Source organism: Nitrosopumilus piranensis, assembly GCF_000875775.1.
Classification (GTDB): domain Archaea; phylum Thermoproteota; class Nitrososphaeria; order Nitrososphaerales; family Nitrosopumilaceae; genus Nitrosopumilus; species Nitrosopumilus piranensis.
The window spans coordinates 1,201,472-1,213,952 of record NZ_CP010868.1 but is presented as its reverse complement, the minus strand read 5'-3'; the positions used below and the strand labels follow the sequence as shown (position 1 = coordinate 1,213,952).

The 12,481-nt window shown below is 32.4% G+C and carries 16 protein-coding genes; 8 read left to right on the top strand and 8 right to left on the bottom strand.

Annotated features, from left to right (window positions below):
• Positions 1 to 4: 4 nt before the first annotated feature.
• Entirely contained in the window at positions 5 to 316 is a 312-nt protein-coding gene (locus NPIRD3C_RS07320; protein ID WP_148703526.1) for a hypothetical protein, read from the top strand.
• Here NPIRD3C_RS07320 and NPIRD3C_RS07315 read toward each other — a convergent pair whose 3' ends face one another.
• Together NPIRD3C_RS07315 and NPIRD3C_RS07310 are read right to left on the bottom strand one after the other, a co-directional pair.
• Positions 317 to 1,684 carry an ABC transporter permease gene (locus NPIRD3C_RS07315; RefSeq protein WP_148703525.1) on the bottom strand — a complete coding sequence of 456 codons (1,368 nt, stop codon included), beginning with the start codon at positions 1,682 to 1,684 and terminating at the stop codon, positions 317 to 319.
• Positions 1,681 to 2,730, bottom strand: a complete 1,050-nt coding sequence (locus NPIRD3C_RS07310) for an ABC transporter permease (RefSeq protein WP_148704168.1) — start codon at positions 2,728 to 2,730, stop codon at positions 1,681 to 1,683. The genes NPIRD3C_RS07315 and NPIRD3C_RS07310 overlap by 4 nt, the downstream gene beginning before the upstream one ends.
• Before the next feature lie 204 nt (positions 2,731 to 2,934).
• Between NPIRD3C_RS07310 and NPIRD3C_RS07305 the strand changes: the two genes are divergently transcribed.
• Both NPIRD3C_RS07305 and NPIRD3C_RS07300 read left to right on the top strand, forming a co-directional pair.
• The gene (locus tag NPIRD3C_RS07305) at positions 2,935 to 3,231 is read left to right on the top strand and encodes a hypothetical protein (RefSeq protein WP_148703524.1); all 297 of its coding nucleotides are present in this window, start codon (positions 2,935 to 2,937) and stop codon (positions 3,229 to 3,231) included.
• Positions 3,232 to 3,250: 19 nt separating this feature from the next.
• Positions 3,251 to 3,493 carry a hypothetical protein gene (locus tag NPIRD3C_RS07300; RefSeq protein ID WP_148704167.1) on the top strand — a complete coding sequence of 81 codons (243 nt, stop codon included), beginning with the start codon at positions 3,251 to 3,253 and terminating at the stop codon, positions 3,491 to 3,493.
• Between the two features lie 2 nt (positions 3,494 to 3,495).
• On the opposite strand, the gene NPIRD3C_RS07295 is transcribed toward NPIRD3C_RS07300, so the two are convergent.
• The 3 genes from NPIRD3C_RS07295 to NPIRD3C_RS07290 are packed head-to-tail and all read right to left on the bottom strand — an operon-like array spanning position 3,496 to position 5,018.
• Positions 3,496 to 3,831 (bottom strand): arsenate reductase family protein, encoded by a 336-nt coding sequence (locus tag NPIRD3C_RS07295; protein ID WP_148703523.1) that lies wholly within the window; start codon positions 3,829 to 3,831, stop codon positions 3,496 to 3,498.
• Between the two features lie 56 nt (positions 3,832 to 3,887).
• Complete coding sequence (locus NPIRD3C_RS10665) at positions 3,888 to 4,055, bottom strand: hypothetical protein (RefSeq protein WP_182126741.1); 168 nt, start codon at positions 4,053 to 4,055, stop codon at positions 3,888 to 3,890.
• Positions 4,056 to 4,100: 45 nt separating this feature from the next.
• A complete protein-coding gene (locus NPIRD3C_RS07290; protein WP_148703522.1) occupies positions 4,101 to 5,018 on the bottom strand; it encodes a carboxypeptidase-like regulatory domain-containing protein in 918 nt (305 codons plus the stop codon).
• A gap of 157 nt (positions 5,019 to 5,175) precedes the next feature.
• Here NPIRD3C_RS07290 and NPIRD3C_RS07285 point away from each other — a divergent pair, with 157 nt between their 5' ends.
• Entirely contained in the window at positions 5,176 to 5,835 is a 660-nt protein-coding gene (locus NPIRD3C_RS07285) for a hypothetical protein (protein ID WP_148703521.1), read from the top strand.
• Positions 5,836 to 6,024: 189 nt separating this feature from the next.
• Here the strand turns inward: NPIRD3C_RS07285 and NPIRD3C_RS07280 are convergent, their stop codons facing one another.
• A complete protein-coding gene (locus NPIRD3C_RS07280; RefSeq protein ID WP_148703520.1) occupies positions 6,025 to 6,705 on the bottom strand; it encodes a PAC2 family protein in 681 nt (226 codons plus the stop codon).
• A 272-nt stretch (positions 6,706 to 6,977) separates the two neighbouring features.
• Here NPIRD3C_RS07280 and NPIRD3C_RS07275 point away from each other — a divergent pair, with 272 nt between their 5' ends.
• Positions 6,978 to 8,702, top strand: coding sequence for a DEAD/DEAH box helicase (locus tag NPIRD3C_RS07275; RefSeq protein WP_148703519.1), 1,725 nt, complete (start codon positions 6,978 to 6,980; stop codon positions 8,700 to 8,702).
• On the opposite strand, the gene NPIRD3C_RS07270 is transcribed toward NPIRD3C_RS07275, so the two are convergent.
• Together NPIRD3C_RS07270 and NPIRD3C_RS07265 are read right to left on the bottom strand one after the other, a co-directional pair.
• On the bottom strand, positions 8,703 to 9,317 hold the full coding sequence (locus tag NPIRD3C_RS07270) for a hypothetical protein (RefSeq protein WP_148703518.1): 615 nt from the start codon (positions 9,315 to 9,317) through the stop codon (positions 8,703 to 8,705).
• A gap of 34 nt (positions 9,318 to 9,351) precedes the next feature.
• Positions 9,352 to 9,915: a hypothetical protein gene (locus NPIRD3C_RS07265; protein ID WP_148703517.1), complete on the bottom strand. Its 564-nt coding sequence runs from the start codon at positions 9,913 to 9,915 to the stop codon at positions 9,352 to 9,354.
• 77 nt (positions 9,916 to 9,992) lie between these two features.
• Between NPIRD3C_RS07265 and NPIRD3C_RS07260 the strand changes: the two genes are divergently transcribed.
• The 3 genes from NPIRD3C_RS07260 (at position 9,993) to NPIRD3C_RS07250 (ending at position 12,434) form a co-directional block, all read left to right on the top strand.
• A complete protein-coding gene (locus NPIRD3C_RS07260) occupies positions 9,993 to 10,616 on the top strand; it encodes a superoxide dismutase (RefSeq protein ID WP_148703516.1) in 624 nt (207 codons plus the stop codon).
• A 49-nt stretch (positions 10,617 to 10,665) separates the two neighbouring features.
• Complete coding sequence (locus tag NPIRD3C_RS07255) at positions 10,666 to 11,943, top strand: DUF7482 domain-containing protein (RefSeq protein WP_148703515.1); 1,278 nt, start codon at positions 10,666 to 10,668, stop codon at positions 11,941 to 11,943.
• Between the two features lie 116 nt (positions 11,944 to 12,059).
• Positions 12,060 to 12,434, top strand: coding sequence for a hypothetical protein (locus tag NPIRD3C_RS07250; RefSeq protein ID WP_148703514.1), 375 nt, complete (start codon positions 12,060 to 12,062; stop codon positions 12,432 to 12,434).
• Positions 12,435 to 12,481 lie beyond the last annotated feature (47 nt).

The following is a 12,481-nucleotide window of genomic DNA, read 5'->3' as shown; positions in this document are numbered from 1 at the left end:
AAAAATGTCTCTTGATGAAATTCGTCAAAAAGTAATTTTTCATAATTCTGTGGATGTCTGGATCATTGCGTGTGGAGAAAAAAACAAAGATTGGACAAATCCTGAAGAGTATAAGAAATTCATAGCATATTTGCTAAAGAATAATCTTAATCTCAAAGCTTTCAATCTTTGTACTCATGAAGCTGGAGCCACTGAGGAAGAAAAAACAAAATTTACTGAAATTTTAGCTCAAACAAAAGAGACTGATCCAAATTCTAAAACTTATACAATCAAACTTAATGAATCTGCAGTAGATACAATTAGAAATTATTTTTAATCATCTTTTTAGTTTTGGATTGACAATAGCATCTAATGCGTTTCCTATAAACACAAATGCCAGACCTGCAATTGCAATCATTACTCCTGGCGGCATTATCCACCACCACAATCCTCTTGCTGCAGCGCCAAATGTATTTGCATCGTGAAGAATATGCCCCCATGTTGGAAATGATGGATCGCCTAACCCCAAGAAACTCAAACCGGCCTCTGTAGTAATTGCTGCAGGTACTGATATTGCAATACTTGCAAATGCATAGGGCAGTAATTGAGGCAAGATATGTTTGAGTACAATTTTGGAATTTTTTTGTCCCATCATATTTGCAGCATCTACATATCCTCTAGTTTTGATTTGTAATGACATGCTTCTGGCAACTTTTGCAATGCCTACCCATCCAAAAATCATCAAAAATCCTACTAGAACAAATATGCTGTTGCTAATTGTAACTGATAAAATAATGAGAAATGGTAGTGCTGGCAATGCGTATATGACATCATTAAAGCGCATCATCACTTCATCTGTTTTTTTGCCCTTGAATCCTGCATAAACTCCATACAATAATCCCATAATTACTGACGCAATAGATACAACTAATCCTATGAATAATGCCAGTGGGGTTCCCCATAGCAATCCTATGGCAAGATCACGTCTTAATTCATCTGTTCCCATCATTCCAAATGCTTTGCCACCAATAATCAATTTGGATTCATGAGTCTTAATCTCTGAATTAATAGAATATGTATCGATTGAAAAAATATATTTTCCTTTGAGTGGTTCGTTTGTTTTAGTTTTTGAAAATACAATGTCTTCAGCTGATAATCTTTCTAAACTAAAATCAAATATTTCTGATTGCAAAAACAAATTTTTCTTTATTGCTTCATCTGTTGAAAAGATCCTTTCTGTATGAATTGTTTTTGAATTAGAATGTGGCAATGATGTTGATATCAGTTCTAATTTTATTCCGTCAGGTCTAATAACTGACATTTGTAATAACACTGATTCAGAATATTCTGATGAAAAAACATAGATAAAGTCATTTGGAAAAAACTCATAGTCAAAATCAATTCCAAATTTATGTGATGATAAATTAATTTCACCTTCAGAATTAGTTTGGATGGTTGGGTTTTCAAGAATTTTATGTTCAGGAATTTTTTCAGTCATGAAAATATTTACCCAAATAGGAATTGCGACTTTGGGATACAGGATCCAGTTTCCAGGATTGTTCCATTCTTGAAATGTCTCAACTGGAATGGCAATTATGGCAATAATTGATATTGCAATAAGAATACTGAGAATGGCAATTCCTGCAATTCCTATTTTGCTTTTTAGAAATTCTTGCTTTATTTCTTGGGGGGTTATGCTACTCATTGACCAGTTCTCACCCTCGGATCAAAGTACCCATACAGTAAATCTGCAATAAATATACTGACTAGAAAAAATACTGTTAGGATGTATGTGGCTCCGATTATTACAGGCAAGTCCATAACTGTTATTGCCTCAAAATATAATCTGCCCATTCCGGGCCAATCAAATACTGCTTCTGTAATTATTGCCCCTCCTAGAGAACCTGATAGACTAAGAGCTAAAATTGTAACAATGGGGGGTGCTGCATTTTTTAGTGCGTGTATGTATATTATCTTTTTTTGTTTTATTCCAATTGTCCTTTTTGCCATGATAAAATCTTCTTGCATAATTCCTACCATGAAATTTCTTACCAAATATGCCCATGATCCAAATCCAATCATTACAATTGTAATTAGTGGCAATGCCATGTGGTATAACAACGAACCAATGTATTCTGGATCTGTTGTAGGAATGTCTGGTGTTGCTCTTGCTGGAAATATTTGATATGTGAATGCAAATAGAAATATCATTAGCATTCCTATCCACCATACCGGAAAACTAGAACTAATAATTGCAAAACTAGATGTAATTCTGTCTATAATTGAACCCACTTTACTTGCAGATAATGATCCTAAGAAAATCCCAATTATTGAAATTATTATGGTGGCTGTCGTAAATAGAAGAATCGTTCTTGGAAGTTTCTCAAATATGATATCTTTTACATCTGATGACCCTACATCACTAGTAAGAAATGTGGCATGACCAAAATCTAAAAGCAAAATTTTGTACATTGTAAATCCTATTCTTTGTGGTGAATACCATGGTTCATCTAATCCTAAAACTTTGGTTCTTTGATCAATTTGATTTTGTATAAACTCCTCAAACTCATCAACAGATGAAAAACTTTCAACAATTGCTGGATTTTCAGTTATCTCTGATCTTACCTGAAACACTATTCCTTGTTTGAGAATGGTGTCCATATTTGAGCCAACTAATGCAATTGTAATTAGCAATGTAATCATTAGAACCCCAAACATTGTTGCCAAACGTGTGGCAACATATCTTTTCATACTCAATAATCACGGATATGAAAATTAGTTTATAATCATTTGAAAATTAACTTGTACAATTTGACGAGAGTGAAACGAACTCTAGGCATATATTCTGGGCAGAAAAGCAGGCCTCTCGTCATTGTACTATGGTGTTAACATTATTTAAGATTTTATGAAAATATTACTCTAAAAAATTATAATCTGTTATGTGATTGGTAATCTATGGTAAAGAATGGTAAAAATTTCTTTGATCCTGATGAATTGGTATTGACCAAATCTGAAATTTTAGAATTTTGTGACAGGGTAATAAAAAAATGGAATAAAAATCCATCAAAAAACGCAAATAACATTATTGCAATGACTGCAGTTAAAACCAGTGTTTTATGGACTGATGATGAATCTCTAAAAGCAATTTGGAATGAAATTATTGCATGGACATTTGAACTTCTTTATCAAAATGCAATGGCTCAAGACAAAGAATGGGCAAACATACTAAAAAAATTAAAGAATAAAAAATGATAATGTCTTTCATATTATGATGAGTGCTAACACAATTCGAAAAGCCAAAAAATTAGTTGAGAGTGGTGGCGTATCGAAAATTGATGATGATTTATTTCAAATAAAATCTTCCTCTGATCCTGATAAATCTTATTTTGTAACTTCTGATACCTGTGAGTGCCCTGGATTCAAAAATTTTTACAAATTTCATCATGGAAAGGGACTAAAAGCAAATTGCTCTCATTTAGAGGCAATAAGAATATTCAAAAAAGAAAACCCTTAAAATTATTTTATTTTAGCCGGATCGACTTTTCCTATGTATGCTTTATTTTTTGATATTATGATTGGCCTTAAAATTAGTCCTGGATACTTGACCATCAATTTGATTATTTGAGCATCTGTTTTTTTATTATTTTCCAAATTTAATTCTTTGAACATTTTATCTCGTTTTCTTAAGAGTTCTGATGGCTTTTTCCCCGTCATTTTTACTATCTTTTTTAATTCTGCCTCAGAGAATGGATCTTTAAAAAAATCCCTCTTTTCAATATCTACACGCATTCTTTCTATTTCTGATATGGTTTTTTTGCATGTAATGCATGTGGGTTTGTGAAATACTTTCAATTCATAGATTGTATTTGCATATGATTAAAAATTGTTTAGAAAAAATATTTGTGCTGCTATGCACAGCAAATTGATTTTTTAAATTCTTCAGAATTTCTTTCAAAGTCACATTCTTTGCATACTTGCCAACTTCTTTTCTTTAAAAGAGAAATTGATGATTCATAACTAACTGAATACATTTTTCCACCACAAGTTGGGCATGGTATTGGAATATCTATTTTCATAAATAATCTCAGTGAATTTTGAATATAAGGCGCACGTAGAATTTATCAATCGTTCTTTTCTTCATAATTCTCTTCTGATGATTCTTCAGAATTTTCTAATTCTCTTAGTTTTTCATCAATAAATTCGTCTAATTTCTCTTTTGGAATTGATAACATTTCAAGATATGCCTTCTGTGCTTCTTCATATGTTCCACCATCTGCTAAAATTTGGGCTTTTACTATTTGTGCTTCTTCAAAAATATTCTTTGTAAAGTTTAATTGGCTACTAACGATGTCTTGAATTTCAGGATTCAAGTTATTTACATAGTCTTCATAGTTTAACCCTTCAAACACTCCATAACCTGGATTATATTCTTCAATTGCTTGAACTTTTAGTTCATCTGCTATGATTCTTTGTTCTTCTAAGTACAAGTCTTCTTCAATTGACTCTCTTTCATCTTTTTGTTCTAAAAGTAATTCTTGTAATAATCCATGATAATATTTGAAGAGGGTTTGCCCAATTGGATCTTTTTCAAAATCACTTTCATTTGAACCAAGATATCTTCTTGCCTCCTCTGTGTTTAATTTTTCTTGTAATGCTGAAACAGGTGAAATGTCCCCCTTTACTTGGAATTGTGTTGTTTTGAGTCCTGTCATTCCATTCCATGTTGCAATTACATTAATTGTATAGGTTCCTGGAATTTTGTCAAAATCCTTGAATTCCCCTCTAAACACTCCCTCTGGGTCAGTGAATGCTTTTGTGGTATCTGAACCTGTTCTGATTAGTACCTCTGCTCCTTGAATGGGATTATATGCATGGTCTACTACCTTACCTGTGATAACTACTGTTTCTCCTGAAACTATTGCACTTTTCTCCATGTTGAGGTCTATGACTAACTCCCATAATTCCGCCTCAGATGTCTGGATAAATGAAAATAGCATCAAAAATGAAAATATCCCTACTATTCCTGCTTTTTTGTACACTTGATTCTGTGTTATTTTTTGTTGTTAAGACAAAGTATGAATAAAAATTCGCTAATTTTAAATTTTATTTGATTAATCTTGACCATTTTTGTGCTTAATATCGAACTTTGTAATTTCAGACTATTCTTAAACCCCTAAATTCATCTAATCTTGAATTATGGACTTAGAAAAATTTCGTAATGATGTGTATGATATGACAAAGAAGCTGTCTGTAAATCTACAAGAAAAGGACACTTCGAAATTAAATTATGTGCGACAACAATTAATTGATATGTATCAAAAAAATCTAGTAAAAATCAACCATTCTATTTTGGAGCTAATATGTGCAAGTAATTTAATTTCACGCGGTTATGCTGTAGATGTTGAAAAAGATATTTCAGAAATTTTAGTTTGTGATATTTTTGCAAAAAAAGGAGGGGGCAACACCATTATTGAAATTGAAACGGGATTCACTCCGCCAGAGCATGCCATGGATACCATAGATTATTTTACTGCAAGAATAATGAGTAAGATTGCCAGATATAGCCAACACTGCTCCAAATTTTCATTAGCTAGTCCTGCAACTGGAATTTTACCCATCCCAAAAATTTTCTTGTTGCCTCCTAATGCACGAAAAAAAGATGATGTAAAAAAAGTAAAAGACTTGTGTGATCGATATTACAAAAATCCTCCTATAGAATATGATGATATTTTGAATGCCCATTTACATTCCATATATCTTATCAATATTGATGGTGGATTTGTTAGGGAGTTAGATCCACAAGGTTATGTTGATTTAACAAATGATCTGCTTGATAGAAGTGGAATAGTGTATTAGGTGTAAAAATAAGAAAAAATTCAAATTCATCTGGTTAATACATGTAGTAAGATGATATGTGCTGCTTGTGAAACACGAAAGCATTTTGAATGCATTGATTGTATGAATAATCACAAGACTCATCTCTGCTCATGTGATTGTCATGATGAAAATACTGAACCCCATCCAGTGGGAAAGTCACATTAGAGATTAATTTTTAAATTTTCTTTCAATTTCTTGTGCCATCACTTCTAGTCTACTTGTATCTCCAAATTTTCTATAGGTTAATTTTTCAAGAGTTTTGATTATGCTGATTGCTGCTCGATATTGCGGTATTTCGGGCTCATTTAACTCTCCATACATCCCAATCCCGTGAATTCCATTCTTTTTTGCAAACCCCAAAATTAATCCATTAAAACCTGTGATGATTGATTTTTGTGGAGTAATGTCTACACCTAACCCCTCCATCTGTTTTGTTAGCTCTTGTGATGTTGTAGTGATGTATGTTCTAGGATTATTATTGAACATTCTATTTGTGTGAAAGCCACCAAGTGTGTAGATGAATTTAGCAGAATATTTTTTTGCCACATCAATTACATCTTGACAAAGTGCATTTAACTCACTAGTATTTTGTGGTTGGCCTTTACCTCCTCCAAAAACAATCAAATCATCTGTGTATTTGTAATCCCAACTTTCATCGGGAAGATCAATATATCCTCCTCTATCTACAATATATGTTGGAAAAGGAGTTTTTGATATTCTAAATGTTTTTGTTCTTAATGATTCGTTGATAAAATTTATTACAATACTGCCAACGTTTCCCATGTCTTGCATTGCAGCAATCAGTATTGGTTTTTCAACATTTGGCTCTTCGTCCTGTTTGAATTCCATGTTTGATTAAAAATTCCATGAACTTTAAACATATACTAGTTCAAAAAATATTTTAAAATTCTATAATTCTTAATTTTAATACAGTAATTTTTGTATTTGATCATGAAATTTGTAAGATAACTGTTTTTAATTTTGAGCCTACTAAAGAATAGATTTTTCCAATACGTAAAAACACTATCATATTTTAACTCTTTGCGATTTTTGACTTTCTTTTTAATGATCGAACAAAACATGAAGATTCATAAGGCAAAAAAACATTCTATCGACAAATTATGGAAACATCCATGGAAAACATTGGAACACTTGAGTATGTCCTTGACAAATACTCCAAAATCTGGTGCTGGAAGATAACTGGTGAGCGTGCTGTAAGCATGATTTCAAGATTGGTGCCTGAGGCATGGTATGGTGAAAATGTCAATGAAGTTATAATTCCTGATAGTACTGAAAACGTCAAACAGATCAAACTGATCCTTGATAGATACCCCCTTGAGATTCTATCGAAAACCACTTGGCAGAGAAAAATTGTAAAAACTTATGCTCCCAAACCGACTTTACCGCCAATTAAGCATAAGTTAAAGAGAGCAAAAGCTGGTGACCAATTTAGAGGAAAATTACTCAATTTTCAAAAAGAGGGATTAGACTTTTTAATAAAATCTTCTGGTAATGCACTTTTAGCTGATGAAATGGGCCTTGGTAAAACGGTGCAGACTCTGTCTTATGTTGCTACAGAAAAACAAACATTTCCTGTTTTAGTTGTTGCACCATTAGTTACATTAAACAATTGGGAAAGAGAGATTGAAAAATTCCTCAAGAAAAAAAGTAGAAATGGACGAATATTAGAATCTGATTCTCCTAGTGTTACTTTGATTCGTACTGGAAAACGAAAAGAACTTCCTAAAACTGATATTTATGTAATTAATTATGAATTGCTTTTCAAGCGATATGATGATTTAGCAAAAATTGGAATCAAAACTGTTGTTTGTGATGAAGTACATAACTTGAGATCTAAAACAACCCAGAAATACAAATCAATAAAAAAACTAGCAGCTTTGTCGTCCGTATCATACAGAATTGGTCTTTCCGGAACTCCTATTTACAATCGTGGTTCTGAAATATGGCCCATTATTGACATTTTAAAACCTGGACTTCTTGGAAGTTTTAAAGAATTTTGTGAATACTTTTGTTATGTTAATGAAAAAGGCAAAGCAATAGTTTTAGAAAATAAGCGTGCATCGCTAAGAAATGAACTACAAAAACATGTTATGCTTAGAAGAAAAAAATCTGACGTACTAAAGGAACTAAAAGATAAGGTTCGCTATAAGGAAGTTATTGCTGCAGATACTGATTATTATCTTGAGGAATTAGATAAGATTTGGAAAAAGCTAGAAGACGAACAAAAGGATGCAGAATCTGAATTCTCAAAATCTGCTTCATATCATCGTGCAATACAAAGTGAAAGACAGATTGCAGGATTAGCCAAACTCCCACATGTTATTAATTTTGTAAAAAATATTATGGAGATTGAAGAAAGTGTTGTTGTATTCTGTCATCATAAAGTAATTCATAAATTACTACATGAGAGCCTCCAGGAGTTTTCACCAGTGTCTATCATTGGTGGACAGTCAGATTCTGTACGACAAGATCAGATAGATAAATTCCAAAAAGGCGAATCAAAACTAATGATTGCAGGAATTCGTGCGGGAAATGTTGGTATAAATTTGACTAGGGCAAAATACGTTATTTTTGCAGAGCTTGACTGGAGTCCTGCAATACATAGACAAGCTGAGGATAGACTGCATAGAATTGGTCAAAAAAATACAGTGTTTGCATATTATCTGATTGGAAATGGTACTTTGGATGATCATGTTGCAAATGTTCTAGTTGACAAAAGTTATGAAATTGATGAAATTATGGATGAAAGTGTTGAAAACTTTGAAAATAAAGACAAGGCCGAGCTCATTTTGGCACAGATACAAGATAAAATACGTTCAAAATAACTAAATGTCTAATTTCTTTTTTAGGGTCGATAATTTTTCCACAATTCTGGTTTTCTTGTATGGTTCTATTTGTGAATCCTGAATCTCCTTTGTGACTTCGTCAATTAAACTTAGAATCTCAAATTCAGGCTCTATTTGTCCAAACTTTATTTTATCAAAACCATCTTTTTCTGTTTTATCAATTTGTTCAATTCCTTCAGGTAATATTTCATACACCTTGACAATTTTATCATCTTGTCTTTGTGGAGACATTAACACCAATTGATTTTGCCTTAACTTTTCAATTTCTTCTAAAATTTTATCTTCAGGTAATCTTAGAATGTCAATAATTTGGTCCATGTTGCATGATTTAATTTGGAGAAGACGTAATATTCTAGCCCAAACTGGTATGTTTTCAGTCCATAGAATCTCTTTTGCAACCGGTGTTATTGAAAATGACCCATCACTATTTAATGAAAGAAATTTTCTATCCTTCAAAGTTCCTAACGAATCCAAAATTTTTCCTACCCCTAGTCGTTTTAATTCTGAATTTTCAAGGTTTGTTTCATTAAAAGTACCATTTTCTTTAACTGCTAAATGCAAAATTTCTAAATCAATTGTTCCTAACTTTCTCATATTTTTTTACTTCTTTCAACTCTTATCATCTTTTCTACTTTGAAATTTCGTTTTCAATGTATTCTAGTGCTTGTTTAACTTTTTTTAAATTTGAAAAGTTTGCTTCAACCCAATTTTGATAGTTTTTGATTGAACCTAATTTAAAATTTGAATCGATAATTTGATTTGCTAAAAACCATGTTTCTCTGTATGAAAAAATGATTTTTCCAACTAACAATTCTTGATTATTGAGAAATACTTGCATTATCTCATTTGATTTTTTATAATATTCGTGTTCTTTTGGAATTGTATTATTGAACTCTTTTTTTAATTCATGAAACCTCTCAAATATTTGGTTGCTTTTCTTTCTCATGTTTCTAATTTTTTCATCATAATTTTCTAAAAAATTCTTTGCCCATACCTCAGACTCTGGTTTATCTTCAAAATTTACTTTTTTTGTATTTTCGATTTCTTTTACTACTTCTGAGATTACTTGTAAATGCCATTCAAAGAATTCTTGTAATGCATTAGCATTGTTTATTTTCTTAGAAATCCATGAAAAAAATATTTCTGCATTCTTCTCTTTTGAAAAAATTTGTGTAATTACTGGATGAACCAATATATTTTAGAATTTAATTTTAAATAAAAACCTGATTTTTTCTTGAAGATTATATGTGGATATTTCTAATTTCTTTTATGGTTAGATATGAACTGCCACGCTTACCTTATGATTATGATGAATTAGAACCATACATTGACGCTCAAACGATGAAGATTCATCATCAGAAACATCATCAATCATATGTTGATGGCTTGAATATCTCTCTAGAAGAAATTGGTAGTGCATCTCATCCCCAATACATAACATCTGTTCTATCTGATCTAAACCTGATTCCTGAATCTGGAAGAAATAAAATTAACTTTTTTGGAGGTGGCTTTGAAAATCATAGATTGTTTTGGGAAACAATGACTCCAAATGGTGATGGTTCGCCCGGAGGAAAGATGGAAGACGCAATAGATGTTTACTATGACAGCTTTGATAATTTCAAAAAAATTTTTTCAAATACTGCTATTGAAATTCAGGGCAGTGGTTGGTGTTGGCTAGTTTTTAATTCTACATATAATAAAATAGAAATAATTTCCACTGAAAACCAAACGAGTCCTTGGACTTTGCAAAAAATACCTTTACTGGGATTAGATTTATGGGAGCATGCTTACTATCTGAAATATCAAAACAAAAGATCTGACTATGTTAAAGAATGGTGGAATGTTGTAAATTGGGATTATGTGGAAAATAGATTCTCAGAACTTTCAGAATAAGTGCTGATTTGGATAAATTCTTTTAAAGAAAATTGGGTTTTTCTCCTTAATGAACAAGAGTCTAAGATACATTGCATTACTTGCAATACTCCCTTTGTTTACAGTTGGAATTACCACCGGTTCTTTCACAGATGCTGAAGCCCTAAAAAGCAAAGGTGTTAGTTCTTCAAAATATGGTTCTAGCACAAATGTTTGTGGATTGCAACTATGTTCTGAAATTTCTGGTGGAAAAGCCGCATGGATGGCAGAACAAGGAAAATCCAAGCCTGTAGCTCCAGTTTCTGAACCTTCTGAAAAAATGAAGGAAAAAACCATGATGGAAAAAGAAACTATGATGGAAAAGATAACAGAGGCTGATTTGGGATCTGTACTTAGATTGTCAAGAGCAAATGTTCCTGCAACTATTCCTATGCATCAAGGATTCTATGATGGTGGAGATGTTTATTACATCATCACAGATTCAAGTGATCCAACTCATGCAGACTTGATAACAAAAAATCAAGGTTGGAAAGTAGAGCTTGCTCCATTGTTAAAGAATGCTCCTGATAAGGCACTTTCAAAAACCTACATGTTTACAAATGGAATAGAAGGTAATGGTGTACATGGTTTCCAAGGAGAAGTTTTTACTAGTACTCCTGCACAACCAGATGTGTATAGTGCATTAACTTCACATGTACATGTAACATGGAATGAAGGTGTTACACCAAGAGTTTTGAATTCTGATGCAATGGTGATGGAAGCTGCAGACAATGGTGAAGTCACATTAACTACTGTTGATGTGGTTTTGAACATGCCACAAATTGTTTGGCCTGATGGTCAAATGATGGTCAAAGAAGACAAAACTTTGACTGATGAAACACCCTATGGTGGTGGACAAGTTCTTGATATCGATACAGAAGAGATGACTGTAACTTTCATAGCTCATCGTGGATGGGGTCCTGATGGTAGAACAATCTATTACATTGTAACAGATGCTACTCCAAGTGGCCCTGCTGGAATGATGGGTGTTGTAAGTTCACCAACATCTGCAAGTTTGATTGCAAATTCAGCTGCAGTTGATCTATTTCAATTCAAAAATGGATTGACTGGTTCTGGCCCATTGGGATTTCAAGCAGGAATTGCTGCTGGAGCTCCTGGTGATGCAAACTATTCCCCCATGTGGAGAATTTTCATGACTGACTGGACAAATCCAGAAAATGCTCAATTGCTAGAAACCATTGATGATTTGAATGCATACAAAGAGGCTGGCTTGATCGATATTGGTATTGCACGTCCAATGGATAGTGACCATATAGTTAACTGTCCATTTATTGACCCATTCCAATAAGATCCACTCTTTTCTTTTTCAATTCCTCATATTTGTTTAATTTAATTAAAAAACGCTAACAAATTTTCAGAGAATCAACTATACTGTTTATCACTAATAACATGAATAATGATGTTATGAGTAAATCTGGAATGTATATGTTAAACACCCCTGAATATAGGGAAGAAAAAATTCAGCAAGCATTAGACATGTTGTATGTAGACAGAAAAAATGAATTTCGAGAACTATCTCAAGTTTTGTTAACAGAAAAAGCACTAAAAAAAATGCCAAACTGGAAAGAATTTGTTTTAAATTTCAGTTTGGATGTGGAGGAGGCATTTAAGACTTGGTCGGGGCAAAACCCGTTATTGTCAAGTTCTCCACAAAAGGCATTAACTATTTTGAGACAACTAGGTCATGACAAAACATCTATGAATCAACTTGCACATCTTCTTAACATGTCATACAACATTTCACTTGAATTCAAAGAGATTTACAAACGCCTAAAGTAATCTCTTTAATTCTTTTTTACCAAAACCTAAATTTGATTAGAATTTTG